The organism is Frondihabitans sp. VKM Ac-2883 (assembly GCF_015350875.1).
Taxonomy (GTDB): domain Bacteria; phylum Actinomycetota; class Actinomycetes; order Actinomycetales; family Microbacteriaceae; genus Frondihabitans.
This window is the reverse complement of sequence record NZ_JADKSF010000001.1, coordinates 536,046-554,052: the sequence shown is the minus strand read 5'-3', so window position 1 is coordinate 554,052 and position 18,007 is coordinate 536,046. Positions and strand designations below refer to the sequence as shown.

Here is an 18,007-nt window from a genome sequence, read left to right as displayed (position 1 = left end):
TATCCTCGAATCATGTCCGACGTGCGCACCACTGACCTCGCCTCCGAGACCGTCGAGACCGTTCGGCGCTGGCTCGAGGCGTCGTCCGAGGTCAAGATCGACCCGTCGGCGGCTCGGCTCGCCGGCGTGCTGCGCAATCGCGAGGGCCTCGATTTCACCCTCGATTTCGTCGACCGAGTTGTCCGCCCCGAAGACCTCACCGTGGCTGCCCGCAGTCTCGAAGAGCTGAGCCACTCGATCCCGAAGTTCCTGCCCTGGCACCTCCGCGCGGCGTTCTCGGCGGGTGGCGGTCTCGCATCCGGCGCCGCGTGGCCGACCGTGCCGTTGGCCCGGCGGGCCCTCCGCAAGATGGTCGAGCACCTGATCGTCGACGCGACACCGTCGAGGCTCGGCTCCGCGCTCACGAAGTTGCGGGCCGACGGGTCGCGGCTGAACCTCAACCTCCTCGGCGAGGCCGTGCTCGGCGAGGCCGAGGCGGATCGCCGCCTCCAGGGCACCCGCGATCTTCTCGAACGCGACGACGTCGACTACGTGTCGATCAAGGTCAGTGCCGTCGCCAGCCAGCTCTCGCTCTGGGCGTTCGAAGAGACGAGTGACCGCCTCGTCGATCGCCTTCGTCCGCTCTACGAGCTCGCCGTGGCCTCACCCACTCCGAAGTTCATCAACCTCGACATGGAGGAGTACCACGACCTCGATCTCACCATCGATGTCTTCACCAGGATCCTCGACAGCCCCGAGATGCTCGGTCTCGAGGCCGGTATCGTGCTCCAGGCCTACCTGCCCGATGCCCTCGCCTCTCTTCAGCTGCTGACGGACTGGTCGCGCAGTCGGGTCTCGCGCGGCGGCGCCCCGATCAAAGTCAGGATCGTCAAGGGGGCGAACCTCGCGATGGAGCGGGTCGACGCCGCGGTGCACGGCTGGCCGCTCGCGACCTGGTCGTCAAAGGTCGAGACCGACACCAACTACAAGCGCCTGCTCAACTGGGCGCTGACGTTCGACAATGCGGCCGTCGTCAAGATCGGCGTCGCGGGGCACAACCTCTTCGACGTCGCCTACGCCTGGAACCTCGCCAAAGCGCGCATGGTGACGAACCGCGTCGACTTCGAGATGCTGCTCGGCATGACGACGGCTCAGGCCGCGGCCGTCCGGGCCGACGTGGGGGAGCTCCTGCTCTACACGCCCGTCGTCCACCCGCGCGAGTTCGACTCCGCCATCAGCTACCTGGTGCGGCGCCTCGAAGAAAGCGCGTCACCCGACAACTTCCTCTCGGGAGCCTTCGACCTGGCAACCGACCCAGAGGTCTTCGACCGGGAGAAATCGCGCTTCCTCGCCTCGCTCGAGGCGCTCGACGACCGGGTGCCCCGGCCGAACCGTCGTCAAGACCGCTCGCGGCGTCTCGCTTCCGAGACGGCTCCGGCGGCGTTGACGACCGGCGGATTCTCGAACAGCAGCGACACCGACGCCTCGCTCGAGGCCAATCGCACCTGGGCCCGTCGCCTCCTCCGTCGCGCCGGCACCTCCGAGCTCGGAGTCGAGACGATAGACGAATCCTGGATCGACGACGCCAGCGCCCTCGAAGAGGTCATTGCGCGCGTGGCTGAGGCCGGGGTGAAGTGGGGCCGTGAAGACGGGTCGACGCGCGCCGAGTTGCTCGACCTGGCCGGAATGGCCCTGGCGGCCCACCGTGCCGAGTTGATCGAGGTCATGGCGAGCGAGACCGGCAAGACGATGGCGGAGGGCGACCCCGAAGTCACCGAGGCGATCGACTTCGCCCACTACTACGCCGAGCTGGCTCGCGAACTCGACCTCGTCGACGGCGCGATCGCCGTCCCGCCGCGGGTCACCGTGGTCGCCCCGCCCTGGAACTTCCCGGTCTCGATTCCGGTGGGCGGGATCCTCGCCGCCCTCGCGGCCGGCAGCGGGGTGATCCTGAAGCCAGCACCCCAGGCTCATCGCTCCGCGGCCGTCGTGGCCGAGATCCTCTGGAAGGCGGGCGTGCCCCGTTCTCTGCTCGCCCTCGTCGACCTCGACGAGGAGGCCCTCGGTCGCGATCTCATCGCCCACCCCGCCGTCGACCGAGTTCTCCTCACCGGCTCTTTCGAGACCGCCGCCACCTTCCGCTCCTGGCGGGCCGATCTGCCGGTCAACGCCGAGACCAGCGGAAAGAACGCGATCGTGGTCACGCCGACGGCAGACCTCGACCTCGCCGTGGCCGACATCGTCTCGAGCGCCTTCGGGCATGCGGGCCAGAAGTGCTCCGCGGCCTCCCTGGTGATCCTCGTCGGCTCCGTGGGCGAGAGCGCCCGCTTCCGGCGTCAGCTGATCGACGCCGTCGAGAGCATCCGGGTCGGCTACCCCGACGTGGCGACGACGAGGATGGGCCCGCTGATCGACCCGCCGGAGGGCAAGCTCGCACGAGGCCTCGGCGTGCTGTCGGCAGGCGAGTCCTGGATCCTTGCCCCGAAATCCCTCGACGAGACCGGCGTGCTCTGGAGCCCCGGCATCCGCGAGGGTGTCCGGCCGGGCAGCGAGTTCCACCTCACCGAGTACTTCGGCCCCGTGATCGGCATCATGCGCGCCGAGACGCTCGAGCAGGCCATCGAGTGGCAGAACGCGGTCGAGTACGGCCTCACCGCCGGTCTGCAGTCGCTCGACCCCGACGAGATCGCCATCTGGTCGAGCCGCGTGCAGGCCGGCAACCTGTACGTCAATCGCGGCACGACCGGGGCCGTCGTTCGCCGACAGCCCTTCGGCGGCTGGAAGCGCTCGTCGGTCGGCACCGGGGCGAAAGCCGGGGGCCCGAACCACGTGGCCGCCCTCACCGACTGGAAGCGCGTCGCACGCGAGCCGGCCGCGTCGATCAGCCTCGACGGGGTTCCGGGCGTCGGAGTCGAGATCATCGAGGCCACCCGCTCGGTGCTCTCGTTCGAAGAGTTCGACTTCGTTCGCTCCGCCGCGGCCTCCGACCTCCGGGCCTGGCGTGAGCGCTTCGCCGTCCCGAGCGACGTCTCCGCCCTCGGCGTCGAGCGCAACGTGCTGAGGTACCTGCCGGTGCCGGTCATCGTGCGGCTGTCGACGGGTGCTCGAATGGCCGACCTCGTCCGCGTCGTCATCGCCGCGGCGGTCTCGGGTTCGGCCCTCACCATCAGCACGGCCCAGCCCCTGCCGTCGACGCTCGTGCAGCTGCTGCGATCCAACTCGACGCCGGTGCGGGTCGACGACATCACCGTCGAGAACGAGGGGCTCTGGCTCGCGCGAGCCGCGGCGGGCCTCCTCCAGGGCGCACCCGACGAACCCGTCGACGACGACCTCGCCCTGATCGAGCGGGCCACCCAAGACTCCGGTCTGATCCAGCTCGGCATGCAGAACACCGTCTCGCTCGACCGAGCGGCACTTCTGGCCCGAGACCCGTCGTCGAGGCTCGACGGCCCGGGCCCGTCGACGTACCGCGGAGTCCGCATCCGCCTCATCGGGGGCGACGCGTCGGCGCTGGCGCGAGCGGTCGAGGGCAGCCTCGATGTCGCGATCTACGCCGGCGAGGTGACCGAAGCGGGGCGGGTCGAGCTGCTGCCGTTCCTCCGGGAGCAGGCGATCTCGCTGACTGCGCACCGGTTCGGCAATCCGGTGCCGGCGTTGGAGCGACTGCGCTTCTAGGCAGTGCCGACTAGGCGGGCTGCCGGTTGATCAGTTTCGACAGCACGATGGCGCTTCGCGTGTGATCGACGTTCGGCGCGTTCCGCACCCGCTCGAGCGCGCCCTCCAGTGACGGAATGTCGCGCGACCGCATGTGCACGATCGCGTCGGCGCTGCCCGTCACCGTTCCAGCATCGACGACTTCGGGAACAGTGCTCAGGATCCGCTGCAACTCTGCAGGAGACACCGTTCCCCGGCAGAACAACTCGACATAGGCCTCCGTCGCCAACCCGTCGACGGCCGGGTCGACCTGAACGGTGAACCCGCGAATGACCCCGTCGCCGACCATGCGATCCACCCGCCGCTTGACAGCTGAGGCACTGAGACCGACCACCGCGCCGATGTCGCCGTAGCCGGCGCGGGCGTTCTGACGGAGCAGGTCGATGATGCTGAAGTCGAGATTGTCCACGTCGCGACTGTACCGGTCTTTTATTGCGCGAGCCGGGGGATCCTGCAGGAAAGTTGCGTGTAACGCTTCCAGCATGCGCGATTGACGTGTGACACTGGCAAGCGTGAGCATCGACACCGATTCCCAGCAGACCACCGTCCCGACGCGCGTCGCGTCCCACCGAACCATCCTGATGTGCCGACCGGACTTCTTCACCGTGAGCTACCGCATCAACCCGTGGATGCACCCGGAAGACCCCACCGACACCTCGAAGGCCGTCGCCCAGTGGCAGACGCTCTACGACACCTACGTCGGCCTCGGCTTCGACGTCGAGCTGATCGACCCGATCGACGGCCTGCCCGACATGGTCTACTCGGCCAACGGCGGCTTCGTGCTCGACGGCAAGGCCTACGGGGCCAGCTTCACCTACCCCGAGCGCCAGCCCGAGGGCCCCGCCTACATGGAGTGGTTCGGCTCCAACGGCTACGACGTCAAAGCGCCCGAGCAGATCAACGAGGGCGAGGGCGACTTCCTCCTCGTCGGCGACGTGATCCTCGCCGGCACCGGCTTCCGCAGCGACTCGACGTCGCACGAAGAACTGGCGGCCATCTTCGGTCGGCCCGTCATCACGCTGAAACTCATCAACCCCAGCTTCTACCACCTCGACACGGCGATCGCCGTGCTCGACCCCGAGCCCGTCGACGGCCACAACAACATCGCCTACCTCGAGAGCGCCTTCGACGAGCCCTCGCTGGCCATTCTGCGCGAGCGCTACCCCGACGCGATCCTCGTCAGCGAAGAAGACGCCGCAATCCTCGGTCTTAACTCGTACAGCGACGGCTACAACGTCGTGATCGCCGCCCGCGCCAAGGGCTTCGAGAAGCAGCTGCGCGAGCGCGGCTACAACCCCATCGGCGTCGACCTCTCCGAGCTGCTGCTCGGCGGCGGCGGCGTGAAGTGCTGCACGCTCGAGCTGCGGCGATGACGACGTCAACCGGAGCGGCTTCGGCCGGATCCTCTGCTCTCCCGTCGTCGGGCTCGTCGTCAGCCGCCATCGAGGTCGAGGAGCGCACGCTCGCCCACAACTATCACCCGCTGCCCGTCGTGGTCGCTTCGGGTGACGGCGCCTGGGTGACCGATATTGAGGGCAATCGCTACCTCGACTGCCTGGCGGCGTATTCGGCCGTCAACTTCGGGCACGGCAACCCGCGGCTGATCGAGGCCGCCCGGGCGCAGCTCGACCGGGTGACGCTCACGAGCCGGGCGTTCCACAACGACCAGCTGGGGCCGTTCGCCGCCGAGCTCGGCACCCTTCTCGGCAAAGAGATGGTCTTGCCGATGAACACCGGCGCCGAGGCCGTCGAGTCGGCGATCAAGATCGCGCGGGCCTGGGGCTACCGTGTCAAGGGAGTGGCAGACGGTCGCGCGAAGATCATCGTGATGGACGGCAACTTCCACGGCCGCACGACGACGATCATCAGCTTCTCGGGCGACCCGGAGGCCCGCGCCGACTTTGGCCCGTACACCCCCGGGTTCGTCTCGGTGCCGTACGGCGACGTCGACGCGCTCGCCGCAGCCATCGACGACGACACAGTCGCCGTGCTGCTGGAGCCGATCCAGGGCGAGGCCGGAGTCGTCATCCCGCCGGCAGAGTACCTGCCGGCGGTGCGCGAGCTCACCTCGGCTCGCAACGTGCTCATGATCGCCGACGAGATCCAGTCGGGGCTCGGCCGCACCGGCACCACTGTCAGCTCCGACCTGAGCGGCGTCGTGCCCGACCTGTACCTGCTCGGCAAGGCGCTCGGCGGCGGGATCGTTCCGGTCAGCGCCGTCGTCGGCGACGCTGCGGTGGTCGGCGTGATCCGGCCCGGCGAACACGGGTCGACGTTCGGAGGCAACCCGTTGGCCGCTGCGGTGGGCCGCGAGGTCGTCTCGATGCTGTCGACGGGGGAGTTCCAGGAGCGTGCGTCGGTGCTCGGTGCGCGGCTGCGAGAGTCGCTCGACGGCCTCCTCGGTCGCGGCGTGGTCGCCATTCGCACGGCGGGGCTCTGGGCGGGTATCGACATCGACCCCGCAATCGGCACGGGGCGCGAGGTCTGCGAAGGGCTCATGCGTCGCGGCGTCCTGGCCAAGGACACGCACGGGTCGACGATTCGCCTCGCGCCGCCGCTGGTGGTGACGGGCGAGGAGCTCGACTGGGCAGTGGAGCAGCTCGCGGCCGTCTTGGACGAGCTGCGCTGACGCTTGCGGTGCCGCGTGCTGCGCTGCCGCGTGCCGCCAAATGCCTCGTCGCCGCGGGCGTGGGCGGCACTCGGGAGGCAACCCGGGCTGGCCGGCGCCGGTTGGTGCCGGCAGGTAGGCGGGGGCGGGAGGCCGGCCGTACCCAGCCTCCCGCCTGCTCAGCGACCCTCACACCGGCATCTGAAGTATACATGCCTGAGGCATAAATGCCCTGCGGCGCTTGTGGCACCACGTTTCGGCGAAAACACCGTCGAAAGGCGGTGCCATTGCCGGAAACTGGCGGGCGGGGCAGGGGTTAACCGAAAAACCGCCCTCAGGGGGCGGCTTTTCTGTGCTTCTGCGAGTCGTGATGACTAGCACGTGGCTGGACGCGGCATCGATCCGCGGACCTTTCGATTTTCAGTCGAACGCTCTACCAACTGAGCTACCCAGCCTTGGCGACCCTGACCGGACTTGAACCGGCGACCTCCGCCGTGACAGGGCGGCGCGCTAACCAACTGCGCTACAGGGCCAAACGATGTTGCTGATGAATCTGTGTTTGTTGCGGTGCTGCGACTTGCTTCAGCGTTGTCTTCGATACTACTGCCTTGTGACCCCAACGGGATTCGAACCCGTGCTGCCGCCGTGAAAGGGCGGTGTCCTAGGCCACTAAACGATGGGGCCGTGAAGGCTTGAAGGCATTCCAGCAACCGAGGGACAAGCATACGGATCGAGACCGGAAATGCAAAATCGTGAGGATCCGGGTCTGACGCACCGTCGGATCCTGGGCCCCTCGTCTCCCCAGTTGGGGGGACGTCCGATTTGTCCACAGATGCGCCACTCCGACCGGGTGCACCCCCGGCAACCCGTGCCAGCATTAGCTTCATGCAGTAATCGAGGCTTTCCGACGGGGAGCCCGGTCGGTTGCTGTGCCGCTCTGAGGGTCGTTTCGACCCTTGGGCGGCAGACCCTGCGTTGCTACTGTTGCTCGTGTTGACGGTGTGACTCGCGGGTTCCGACCTCACCGTGACGACGATTCGGGAACAATGACTCTCTTCTTCCGCTCCTCTCGCACCGCTCGCCCCACAGGGCCGCGTCGGAGTCGATCGCGCGCGCGAGGCCCCGTGGCCATGCTCGCGGTGGGCGCCCTTCTCGCCGCCGGTGCCGTGCTGGGCACTCCCCTCGAGGCGAGTGCGGCGACGAAGTACCCCTCGTGGCACGACGTGCAGGTGGCCGTGCAGAACCAGGCGGTGAAGAACCGCGAGGTGAAGTCGATCCGGGCGCTTCTCGTCTCGCTCGACGCCGATGTGAAGGCCAAGCAGGCCGTCCAGGCCGAGAAGGGCGACGAGCTGCAAAAGGCTCAGCTCGCCTACGACAACCAGGAAGACATCCGATCCAAGCTTCAGGCGAAGGCCGACTCGGCCGATCGGGTCGCGAAGTCGAGTGAGACGCGAGCTGGTCAGCTGGCGGCGCAGCTCGGGCGATCCGGCTCGAACGACATCTCGTCCGACCTCATCGCGAACCCCGGCAAAGCCAGCAACCTGCTCTACAAGCTCGGGGCCATGAGCAAGCTCACCGAGCAGGCCAACGGCATCTACTCGCAGGCCGTCCAAGACCGCAACACCGCGCAGGGCCTCACCGATCAGGCGACAGTCGCGACCAAAGCCCTCGGCGATCTCAAGGCGAAGGCCGACGCCGCCCTCGAGACGGCCCAGGCGGCCACCGAAGAGGCGCAGGCGGCTGTCGACGAGCAATCGGCCAACGCCTCTCGCCTCGAGGCGCAGCTTGCGTCGATCAAGGCCGATCGTGTGCTCACGCAGACTAAGTACAACAAGGGTGAGAAGATCCGCAAGGCGAAGATCGCTGCGGCTCAGGCGAGGACCGCGGCCGCGGCAGCCAAGGCCAGCGGTGCCACCGGCGTCGCCAACGCACAGGGCTGGACTCGCCCCGCCGGCGGCTACATCACCAGCGGCTTCGGCTACCGCCTCGACCCGGCGATCGGCATCTACCAGCTGCACGCCGGCACCGACCTCGGCGCCTCGTGCGGGTCGAACATCTACGCCGCCCACGCCGGCACGGTCATCTACGCGGGCCCCTACGGCGGCTACGGCAACTTCGTGCTGCTCGACAACGGTGACGGCATCAACACCGGCTACGGCCACATCGTCGACGGAGGCATCCACGTCTCGGTCGGTCAGACCGTGACGGCCGGGCAGATCATCGCGCAGGTCGGTTCGACCGGCTGGTCGACCGGATGCCACCTCCACTTCGAGACCCGCGTCAACACGGTGGCGCAAGACGCCGTCCCCTTCATGGCCGCACGAGGAGTGACTCTGTAATGAGACCCCGCACACCCAGATCGATCGCTCTGTGACGCCCCCGCGTCGCACACTGGGTGTGCTCCTCGTTCTCGCCGTCTGCACCGGCGTCGTCACCTCCTCCGCCCTCGGAGTGGCCACTCCGGCACAAGCTTCGCCGTACCCGTCGTGGTCAGAGGTGCAGGCCGCCAAGGGCCACGAGGCTAAGGCTGCCAAAGCGGTCGCTGAGCTCGACGGTGCCATCACCACGCTGCAGCAGCGATCGTCCTCGGCGAACGACAGCGCTCTCGGAGCGGGTGAGCGGTACCAGATCGCCTCGCTGGCCGAGCAGAAGGCCGCGCAGACCCTGGCCGGGCTGAAAAAACAGCAGAAGGCCGCTGCCTCCACCGCGACGAAGTCGCAGCAGCAGGTCGGGCAGCTCGTCGCCGAGCTCTCGCACGCGGGCGGTGGCCAGCTCACCGTCACCATGCTCACCGAGTCCGACAGGGCCGGCGACCTGCTTTACCAGCTCGGCGCGATGACCAGCCTCACCTCGCGCACGAGCGGCCTCCTCAAGCAGGCGAAACAAGACGAAAACGTCGCGGCGTCGCTCAGCGATCAGGCCGGCGCCGCCGAGAAGGCTCTGGCCGACCGGAAGGCCGCGGCTTCGGCAGCTCTCGAGCGGGCCAATTCCCTGGCCTCGACGGCGGCTGCGGCTGTCGCCACGCAAGAGAAGAATCAAGACCAGCTGATCGAGCAGGTGGCCTTCCTCAAGGGCACCACCGCGGCCGTTCAGAAGAAGTACTACGCGGGCAAGGCCGCGGGCACCATCGCGGATGCGAGCCCGGCCGGGTCCGCCACGGGCAGTAGCACGGGGTCGGGGTCGGGGTCGGGGTCGGGGTCGGGATCGGGCTCAGCGGGGTCGAGCGCGGGCGGCAGCGGGTCGGCGGTGTCGGGCGCCGGATCCTCGGGTTCTGGTTCTGGTTCTGGTTCGGGGTCTGGGTCGGGCTCTGGCTCTTCGGGCTCTGGCTCTTCAGGCTCGGGTTCGTCGTCGGGCAGCACCGGCGGGAGCACCACGCCGACGAAGAAGCCCGCGCCTGCGTCGGGCAAACCGGCGCCCGCGCCCGCCCCTGCACCGGCCCCGGCACCCAAGCCCACCCCGCCGGCGTCGAGCGGAACGCCCGCGGCCGTGACGACAGCGATGGCGTTCGCCAAGGCCCAGCTCGGTAAGACGTACGTGTGGGGCGGCGCCGGCCCCGACGTCTGGGACTGCTCCGGCCTGATGATGGGCTCGTACAACGCCGCCGGCGTCTACATCGGCGGGCACTCCGTGCGCTGGCAGTACGACTACCTCAACGGTCAGGGCCGACTCGTGTCGATCGGGTCGATGAAGGCCGGCGACATCCTCTTCTACTACAACGGCACCGACGGCATGTACCACGACGCCATGTACATCGGCGGCGGTCAGATGCTCGAGGCACCGAACCCCAGCGCGAAGGTGCGGATCGTGGCGGTGCGCTACTTCCAGCTCTCGTACGTGGGTCGCCCCGTCGGCTGAGCCGCACCCCCCTCGCCGCGCCCAGCATGACAAAACCCGCACGCCCGGCATAAACACCAGCCCTAGGGCAGGTGTCTACGCCGAACGTGCGGGTTCAGGCCGATCTGAGGGGTCTAGTGACCCGAGCCGGCGCCCTCTTCTTCGTACTTCTTGAAACCGGCCTCGACGATGGCCTCGGCCTCAGCGGCATCGCCCCAGCCGTCGGCCTTGACCCACTTGTTGGGCTCGAGGTCTTTGTAGCGCTCGAAGAAGTGCGCGATCTCGGCGCGGGTCTGCTCGGGCACGTCGTCGATGTCTTGGATGTGCGCCCAGCGCGGATCTTTCGCGGGCACGACGAGCACCTTCGCGTCAGAGCCGGCCTCGTCGCTCATGTTGAACACGCCGACGGGACGCACCGAGACGCCGACGCCCGGGAACACGGGGTACTCGAGCAGCACGAGCGCGTCGACGGGGTCGCCGTCGAGGCCGAGCGTGTTCTCGAAGTAGCCGTAGTCGGTCGGGTAGACGAACGCGGTGAAGAGCACGCGGTCGAGGTAGACGCGACCGGTCTCGTGGTCTACCTCGTACTTGTTGCGGGATCCTTTGGGGATTTCGACGACGACGTCATACGCGGTCATGGCTACTCCTAGATAAGTGGGGAAGGCGATGGCACGCCTGCAATAACGTTACAAGGTGCCGTCCCGACCTCGCCTGACTCCCGCCATTGCCGATGTCCGCCGTGCCGTCCGTGAGGCGCTCGCCGAGATCGCCGCCGGCCCCAGATCCGAAGCGAAGGATCCGTCGGCCGCGCCGGCAACAACCGGCGCCTCGGCCGATGTGCTCGTCGCTCTCAGCGGCGGCCCCGATTCGCTTGCCCTCGCGGCCGCTACGGCGTTCGAGGCGCCGCGCGTCGGCTCCACGTCGAAGGAGCGCGGCGCGGGCGGCGGCCTTTCGACCCTCGACGGAGGTCTGCGCGCGGGTGCGGTCGTGATCGACCACGGCCTCCAGCCCGGTTCCGCCGAGGTGGCCGCCGCGGCCGCAGCCCAGGCGGAAGCGCTCGGGCTGTCACCCGTGATCGTGCGGCGCGTGGTCGTCGGTACCGAGGGTGGGCCCGAGGCCGCGGCGCGCACGGCGCGGTACGCGGCGCTCGCCGAGGTCGCGCGGGAGACGGGTTCGCGTGCAGTGCTGCTCGGCCACACGCTCGACGATCAGGCCGAGACGGTACTGCTCGGGCTGGCTCGGGGATCGGGGCCTTTGAGTCTCCAGGGCATGGAGCCTCGCGCCGGACTGTATGCGCGCCCGCTGCTCGGTCTGCGACGCGAGTCGACCGAGGCCTTCTGCGCGGATTCGGGGCTGACCCCGTGGATCGACCCGCACAACTCGGATCCTGCGTTCTCTCGCGTGCGCATTCGCACCACCGTGCTGCCGCTGCTGGAGCGGGAGCTGGGGCCGGGTGTCGCCGAGGCCCTCGCCCGGACGGCCGATCAGCTCCGCGAAGACAGTGCGGCCCTCGACCACATGGCCGAGGAGCAGGCGGAAGATCTGGCCGACCATGCCGAGGCGGGTATCTCGCTGAGCGTCTCGGGGCTGCGGGCGAACCCGGCGGCGCTGCGGCAGCGACTGATCCGGCTCGCCGTCTCGAGCGAGTTCGACGTGACCCTGAGTCGGGCCCAGACCCTCGAGGTGGCACGCCTGGTCACCGACTGGCACGGCCAGGGTCCCGTCTCGCTGCCGGGCATTACAGTGGTGAGGAGCGGTGGAGTCCTGCATTTCGAGGCCGCCGCGGACCGCCAGAACCACCCCTGACACGAAAGCACCGTTCCTCATGGAGACCAGCGACATCGAGGGCGACCTCACCTCGATCCTCTACACGGAGGAGCAGATCCTCGCGAAGATCGCCGAGGTGGCGCGCCAGGTCGAGCACGACTACCAGGGGCGCGACCCGCTGCTCGTCGGCGTGCTGAAGGGCGCGGTCATGGTCATGGCCGACTTCGCTCGCGAACTGCGCATCCCGGCGACGATGGACTGGATGGCCGTCTCGTCGTACGGGTCGGGCACGAAGTCGTCGGGCGTGGTGCGCATCCTGAAAGACCTCGACGCCGACCTGCACGGGCGCGACGTCATCATCGTCGAAGACATCATCGACTCCGGGCTCACGCTGTCGTGGCTGCTCGCCAACCTCCGCGGTCGCGGGGCGGCGAGCGTCGAGATCTTCGCGCTTCTGCGCAAGCCGGAAGCGGCCAAGGTCGAGGTCGACGTGAAGTACGCGGGCTTCGAGATTCCGAACGAGTTCGTGGTCGGCTACGGCCTCGACTTCGACGAGCGGTACCGGAACCTTCGGGCGATCGGCATCCTCGCCCCGCACGTCTACAGCTGATTCTTTCTGGCGCGACGCGGGTCGCGGCAGCGGACCTCGTGCGAGCCTCGGTCGTCCGCTGCTGCGACCCGCGATGCGCGGACCGCTCCCTGGCGCCGCGCATTAGGCCTACGGCGAACACCCATCCGATGGCAAGGAACGGCGAGGTAGCCTACAACTCACGTTCTTTCCTGCAGAAAGGTGTCGGGCGCCCCCCGGATCTCTATGGACTTCAAGCGCTTACTTCGCGGCCCCTGGCTGTATGTCATCATCGCCCTGGTTGGCATCGGCATCGGCTGGAGCGTCATCAACGCCGGCGGCACCACCAAGATCACCACCCAGGAGGGTCTCGCCGACCTGTCCGGTGGCAAGGTCGCCTCGGCCCAGATCTACAGCAACGAGCAACGCGTCGACCTGACGCTCAACGACAAGTCGACGGCGCAGTTCTACTACGCGACCGATCGCGGTTCCGAAGTGGTCCAGGCCGTCTCCGACGCCAAGTACTCCGGCTCGAGCGACAACAAGGGCTACGACGACGTCGTCTCCCAGTCGAACCCGCTCCTTTCTCTGCTCGGCATCCTCCTGCCGTTCCTGCTGATCGGCGTGATCTTCTGGTTCCTCCTGTCGAGCATGCAGGGCGGCGGAAGCAAGGTCATGCAGTTCGGCAAGTCGCGCGCGAAGCTCAACAACAAGGAGACCCCGCAGGTCACCTTCGGTGACGTGGCGGGCGCCGACGAGGCGATCGAGGAGCTCGAAGAGATTAAAGACTTCCTCAAGGAGCCCGCGAAGTTCCAGGCCGTTGGTGCGCGGATCCCGAAGGGCGTCCTGCTCTACGGCCCTCCCGGCACCGGCAAGACCCTTCTCGCTCGCGCTGTCGCAGGCGAGGCCGGCGTGCCGTTCTTCTCGATCTCCGGTTCGGACTTCGTCGAGATGTTCGTCGGTGTCGGCGCCAGCCGCGTCCGCGACCTGTTCGAGCAGGCGAAGCAGAACAGCCCGGCCATCATTTTCATCGACGAGATCGACGCCGTCGGTCGCCACCGCGGCGCCGGCATCGGCGGCGGTAACGACGAGCGCGAGCAGACCCTCAACCAGCTCCTGGTCGAGATGGACGGCTTCGACGTCAAGACCAACGTGATCCTGATCGCCGCGACGAACCGCCCCGACGTGCTCGACCCCGCGCTCCTCCGCCCGGGCCGCTTCGACCGTCAGATCGGTGTCGACGCACCCGGACTCCAGGGCCGCAAGCAGATCCTCGAGGTGCACGGCAAGGGCAAGCCGCTCTCGGCCAGCGTCAACCTCGAGGTGCTCGCTCGCAAGACGCCGGGCTTCACCGGTGCCGATCTCGCGAACGTGCTGAACGAGGCCGCGCTGCTCACGGCTCGCAGCAACGCGCAGCTGATCGACAACCGCGCCCTCGACGAGGCCGTCGACCGAGTCATGGCGGGCCCTCAGCGACGGAGCCGCGTCATGAAAGACAGCGAGAAGCTCATCACGGCGTACCACGAGGGTGGTCACGCTCTGGCAGCCGCCGCGATGCGCCACACCGACCCGGTGACGAAGATCACGATCCTTCCCCGCGGCCGTGCCCTCGGTTACACGATGGTGCTCCCGCTCGAAGACAAGTACAGCGTCACGCGCAACGAGCTGCTCGACCAGCTCGCCTACGCCATGGGCGGTCGCGTCGCCGAAGAGATCGTCTTCCACGACCCGACCACCGGTGCGTCGAACGACATCGAGAAGGCCACCTCGACGGCTCGCAAGATGGTCACCGAGTACGGCATGAGCGCGAAGGTCGGCTCGGTGAAGCTGGGCAACGGCTCCGGCGAGATGATGATGGGCCGCGACGGTAGTGACCGCGACTACTCGGAGAAGATCGCCGAGACGGTCGACACCGAGGTGCGACTCCTGCTCGAGCAGGCGCACGACGAGGCCTGGGCCGTCATCAACGACAACCGCGACATCCTCGACCGCCTCGCTGCGCTGCTTCTCGAGAAAGAGACGCTCGACCACGACGAGCTCGCCGACATCTTCAAAGACGTCAAGAAGCTCCCGGAGCGCCCCGAGTGGCTCTCGAGCTCGAAGCGTCCGTCCTCGAACCTGCCGGCGATCCAGATCCCGTCGCGCATCCCGGTCGATGCCGGAGCCGTTGATGGCGGCGTCGACTCCGAGCCGGAGTCCAAGCCCTCGCTTCGTAAGCGCCCGCCCCGCACGACCCCCGGCATCGCTCCCGCCTAGGCCGTGACCGAGCCCACCCCCGACGAGACGATTCGGGGAGCGCATCGCGCTCCCACGAGTGACCTCGACTCCACCGCAGCCACGTCGCCCGGTCTCCACCCCGAGATCGAGCAGACGTGGCTGCGGCCGCGTGGTGCGAAGCGGTACCCCGGCGCGACCCGGCCTCAGAGCGACGCTCGTCGATCGGACCGCCCCGCAAGCCCGGCGCCCGAGGCATCACCGCCCCCGGCGCCCCGCCCAAGCGGCCGGCGGGCCAACCCCGTGGTCGCCCCCGAGGCGGTGGCCGCCGAAAAGCTGGCCGCCGACCGGGCGACGGTCGCCGCTCAGGGCGAAGCCCTGCGCCGCGTGGCCCGCGGCCGCCGCGAGGCCGACGCCGTCAAGCCCCCGGCGACGATCGAGGGGGCGGTTCAGCAGAGCGTTCCCGACGATCGGGCGGCGACCCCGAGCCGCCGACTGATCGCGGGCGGGCTGTTCGTCGAGCCCCTCGCTCTGCCGGGCGCCGAGCCGAGTCGCGCCCCGCAGGTCTCGTCGGTGGGCGACCACCAGGATCCTGCGCTCCCGCCTGCCACCCCTTCGCCGACGGCTGCGGCTGATGACGTCGCGACCCGCGCCATCGCCGTCGTCCGTCGTGCCGGCCCCGTGGCCGCGCCCGCCGTCGCCGATGCCCCGCCGGCACGCACGCTCGTGATGGGCATCCTCAACGTGACGCTCGACTCGTTCAGCGACGGCGGCCGGTACGCCCGATACGACGACGCGATCGCGCACGCCCGCTCGCTGGTGGCCGACGGCGCCGACATCATCGATGTGGGCGGCGAGTCGACCAGGCCCGGGGCAGCTCGCGTCGAGGTGCACGAAGAACAACGGCGCGTGATCCCCGTCATCCGTGAGCTGGCCGCGCTCGGGTTCCGCATCAGCATCGACACCATGAACGCCGCGACCGCCTTCGCCGCCGTCGAGGCCGGTGCCGACATCGTCAACGACGTCTCGGGCGGCCTCGCCGACCCGAACATGGCCCAGGTCGTGGTCGACACCGACGCGACGTACATCGCCATGCACTGGCGCGGCCACAGCGACACCATGAACTCCCGCGCGGTCTACGGCGACGCGGTCGCCGAGGTCAAGGCGGAGCTGTTCCAGCGGGTCGCTGAGCTCGTCGTGCAGGGCGTTGACCCGGATCGCCTCGTGATCGACCCGGGGCTCGGCTTCGCGAAGCGCGCCGAGCACAACTGGCAGCTCCTCGGGCATCTCGCCGAGCTCTCCGAGATCGGACTGCCGGTCCTGGTCGCGGCCTCGCGCAAACGATTCCTGGGGGCACTCCTGCCCGAAGAGGCGGGCGTCGGCGAACGCGACCCCGCCACCGCAGTCATCTCGGCACTCAGCGCTCAGGCCGGTGCCTGGGGCGTGCGAGTGCACGATGTCGCATCCACCCGCGCCGCACTCGACGTGTGGGACGCCTGGCAGAAAGGCTCTCGTGCCTGACCGACTCACCCTCACCGGTGTCCGCGCCACCGGGCACCACGGCGTCTTCGACTTCGAGCGGGTCGACGGCCAAGAGTTCGTCGTCGACGTCGTCGTCGAGATCGATGCGACGGCCGCCTCGTCGGGCGACGCTCTCGACCAGACCGTGCACTACGGAGTCCTTGCCGAGCAGATCGTGCACGACATCGAGCACGAGCCGGTCGACCTGATCGAGACGCTCGCCGAGCGCATTGCCGCGACCGTCCTGTCTCACCGAGCCGCCCTGCGCACCACGGTGACCGTGCACAAGCCGGGAGCACCTATCACCGTGCCGTTCGCCGACGTCTCGATCACGATCGAGCGGAGCCGCGCGTGAGGCCCCCGTCGAAGGCGGTGGTCGCTCTCGGGTCGAACCTCGGAGACCGCGACGCCACGCTGCGCCGTGCCGTGAGCGCGTTACGAGCCACCCCCGAAGTCGAGGTCGTAGCCGCCTCCGTTCCCATCGAGAGCGTCGCCCTCACCGTCGACGGACTCGACGAGAGCAAGCCGGCCTACCTCAACGGCGCCGTGCTGCTCGCGACGACGCTCGAGCCCGAGGCGCTCCTCGACCAGCTGAACCGCATCGAGAACGACGAGGGCCGGCTCCGCGTCGAACGCTGGGGAGACCGCACCCTCGACCTCGACCTCCTCGCCTACGACGACGTCGTGCTCGACACCGAGCGGCTCACACTGCCGCACCCCCGAGCCGCCGAACGCTCGTTCGTGCTCGAGCCCTGGCTGCAGGTCGACCCCGAAGCGGCGATCCCAGGATCCGGCCCGATCGCCCCCCTCCTCGCGCAGCTCTCCGAACCGGTGTCTCGCGTTGCCGGGGCCGCTCGCCTCGACGCCGACATCGCCGACCACCACACCGGAGCCACCCCATGAAGCGCACGAGCCCCTCCACCGTCGTCGCTTTCCTCGTGGTCGCCCTCGCGGCAGGCTTCGTCTTCAATGCCGTTCTCGCCTCGACGCAGCGCCCGGTGGCGGTTCCGTCGATCACGCTCGGCCTCGTGCTGCTGGCGATCGCGGCAATCGTCATCTCGCTGGCCGTGCCGGTCTTCCGCGTGGCTCGAGGCCGCACGAAAGAGCGCATCGACGCCTACTACGCGACGCGGGTCGTGCTCATCGCCAAGGCGTCGAGCCTCTCGGGCGCGCTGTTCGGCGGTTTCGTCGGCGGCATGCTGATCTACATGCTGACCCGCGGCGTCAGTGTTCCCGCCAGTTCGCTCGTGCCGACCGTCGTCGGCGTCGTCGGGGGAGTCGTGCTGCTCGTGGCCGGACTCGTCGCCGAGCACATGTGCTCGATCCCGCCCGAGGACGGCGACTCCGACAAGGGGCAGCCGCAGCAGGCGCGGCTCTAGGCAGTAGCTCGCCTGGCCACAAACGGTCACTTTCAAAACGAGATACGTGACATTCTGATATGTTGCTTGCGGGTTGAGAAGGGGGCTGCGAGAGGCCCCGCCCGCTGAAGGGGATCTACATGCGAAACCGATAACAGGCGCGTCAAGACCTTTGCTGATCTCCGAAAGAGAATCAAGAGCGGATACCGCTCCCTGCAGAGGTGGTGCTCAGCGAATAGCTTCACTTGTGCGGTGGTGACCTCAGCCGGGGTCATTGCGCTTCAGGGTGTTTGGGCGACAGTAAAGGGCTAGTGAGTTCATGAAGAAATCGACGCAGACCTCTCGGCGTGCTTACGGTGTTCTCGTCGTGGCGATAGCTGTCGGGATCGGACTCTTCTTCGTGGGTCGGCAAACGGACGCGGCGTTTACCTGGACCTTTGGCTA

At 68.5% G+C, this 18,007-nt stretch carries 14 protein-coding genes and 3 tRNA genes; 12 read left to right on the top strand and 5 right to left on the bottom strand.

The annotated features are described in order from the left end of the window. Window positions 1–12 precede the first annotated feature (12 nt). Window positions 13–3,654, top strand: coding sequence for a proline dehydrogenase family protein (locus tag ITJ49_RS02800; RefSeq protein ID WP_194601062.1), 3,642 nt, complete (start codon window positions 13–15; stop codon window positions 3,652–3,654). 10 nt (window positions 3,655–3,664) lie between these two features. Here the strand turns inward: ITJ49_RS02800 and ITJ49_RS02795 are convergent, their stop codons facing one another. Further along, the gene (locus ITJ49_RS02795) at window positions 3,665–4,102 is read right to left on the bottom strand and encodes an Lrp/AsnC family transcriptional regulator (protein ID WP_055964454.1); all 438 of its coding nucleotides are present in this window, start codon (window positions 4,100–4,102) and stop codon (window positions 3,665–3,667) included. Window positions 4,103–4,274: 172 nt separating this feature from the next. On the opposite strand from ITJ49_RS02795, the gene ddaH reads away from it, so the two are divergent. After that, window positions 4,275–5,066, top strand: a complete 792-nt coding sequence (gene ddaH / locus ITJ49_RS02790) for a dimethylargininase (protein ID WP_194601420.1) — start codon at window positions 4,275–4,277, stop codon at window positions 5,064–5,066. Beyond that, on the top strand, window positions 5,063–6,322 hold the full coding sequence (rocD, locus tag ITJ49_RS02785) for an ornithine--oxo-acid transaminase (RefSeq protein WP_194601060.1): 1,260 nt from the start codon (window positions 5,063–5,065) through the stop codon (window positions 6,320–6,322). Before ddaH ends, rocD begins: the two co-directional genes overlap by 4 nt. Window positions 6,323–6,683: 361 nt before the next feature. On the opposite strand, the gene ITJ49_RS02780 is transcribed toward rocD, so the two are convergent. The 3 genes from ITJ49_RS02780 to ITJ49_RS02770 all read right to left on the bottom strand — a co-directional run bounded on the left by ITJ49_RS02780 (window position 6,684) and on the right by ITJ49_RS02770 (window position 6,985). After that, window positions 6,684–6,756: transfer RNA gene (locus tag ITJ49_RS02780), tRNA-Phe, on the bottom strand. Window position 6,757: 1 nt separating this feature from the next. Continuing rightward, window positions 6,758–6,834, bottom strand: a tRNA-Asp gene (locus tag ITJ49_RS02775). Window positions 6,835–6,912: 78 nt separating this feature from the next. After that, window positions 6,913–6,985: transfer RNA gene (locus tag ITJ49_RS02770), tRNA-Glu, on the bottom strand. Between the two features lie 362 nt (window positions 6,986–7,347). Here ITJ49_RS02770 and ITJ49_RS02765 point away from each other — a divergent pair. Together ITJ49_RS02765 and ITJ49_RS18040 are read left to right on the top strand one after the other, a co-directional pair. After that, a complete protein-coding gene (locus ITJ49_RS02765; RefSeq protein WP_228513896.1) occupies window positions 7,348–8,640 on the top strand; it encodes a M23 family metallopeptidase in 1,293 nt (430 codons plus the stop codon). 31 nt (window positions 8,641–8,671) lie between these two features. After that, the gene (locus ITJ49_RS18040) at window positions 8,672–10,156 is read left to right on the top strand and encodes a C40 family peptidase (RefSeq protein ID WP_194601056.1); all 1,485 of its coding nucleotides are present in this window, start codon (window positions 8,672–8,674) and stop codon (window positions 10,154–10,156) included. A gap of 113 nt (window positions 10,157–10,269) precedes the next feature. Here ITJ49_RS18040 and ITJ49_RS02755 read toward each other — a convergent pair whose 3' ends face one another. Beyond that, window positions 10,270–10,773 (bottom strand): inorganic diphosphatase, encoded by a 504-nt coding sequence (locus ITJ49_RS02755; protein WP_055964466.1) that lies wholly within the window; start codon window positions 10,771–10,773, stop codon window positions 10,270–10,272. A gap of 55 nt (window positions 10,774–10,828) precedes the next feature. On the opposite strand from ITJ49_RS02755, the gene tilS reads away from it, so the two are divergent. From tilS to ITJ49_RS02720, 7 genes are all read left to right on the top strand, one after another. Beyond that, window positions 10,829–11,941, top strand: a complete 1,113-nt coding sequence (gene tilS / locus ITJ49_RS02750) for a tRNA lysidine(34) synthetase TilS (protein ID WP_194601054.1) — start codon at window positions 10,829–10,831, stop codon at window positions 11,939–11,941. 19 nt (window positions 11,942–11,960) lie between these two features. Then, entirely contained in the window at window positions 11,961–12,512 is a 552-nt protein-coding gene (gene hpt, locus ITJ49_RS02745) for a hypoxanthine phosphoribosyltransferase (protein WP_055964472.1), read from the top strand. Window positions 12,513–12,716: 204 nt separating this feature from the next. Next, the gene (gene ftsH, locus ITJ49_RS02740; protein WP_123939961.1) at window positions 12,717–14,726 is read left to right on the top strand and encodes an ATP-dependent zinc metalloprotease FtsH; all 2,010 of its coding nucleotides are present in this window, start codon (window positions 12,717–12,719) and stop codon (window positions 14,724–14,726) included. Between the two features lie 687 nt (window positions 14,727–15,413). After that, window positions 15,414–16,205 carry a dihydropteroate synthase gene (gene folP, locus ITJ49_RS02735; RefSeq protein ID WP_194601417.1) on the top strand — a complete coding sequence of 264 codons (792 nt, stop codon included), beginning with the start codon at window positions 15,414–15,416 and terminating at the stop codon, window positions 16,203–16,205. After that, on the top strand, window positions 16,198–16,560 hold the full coding sequence (gene folB / locus ITJ49_RS02730; RefSeq protein WP_370544340.1) for a dihydroneopterin aldolase: 363 nt from the start codon (window positions 16,198–16,200) through the stop codon (window positions 16,558–16,560). Before folP ends, folB begins: the two co-directional genes overlap by 8 nt. Beyond that, the gene (gene folK, locus ITJ49_RS02725; protein WP_194601050.1) at window positions 16,557–17,108 is read left to right on the top strand and encodes a 2-amino-4-hydroxy-6-hydroxymethyldihydropteridine diphosphokinase; all 552 of its coding nucleotides are present in this window, start codon (window positions 16,557–16,559) and stop codon (window positions 17,106–17,108) included. The genes folB and folK overlap by 4 nt, the downstream gene beginning before the upstream one ends. Further along, window positions 17,105–17,584 carry a DUF3180 domain-containing protein gene (locus ITJ49_RS02720; protein WP_194601047.1) on the top strand — a complete coding sequence of 160 codons (480 nt, stop codon included), beginning with the start codon at window positions 17,105–17,107 and terminating at the stop codon, window positions 17,582–17,584. Before folK ends, ITJ49_RS02720 begins: the two co-directional genes overlap by 4 nt. Window positions 17,585–18,007: the final 423 nt, after the last annotated feature.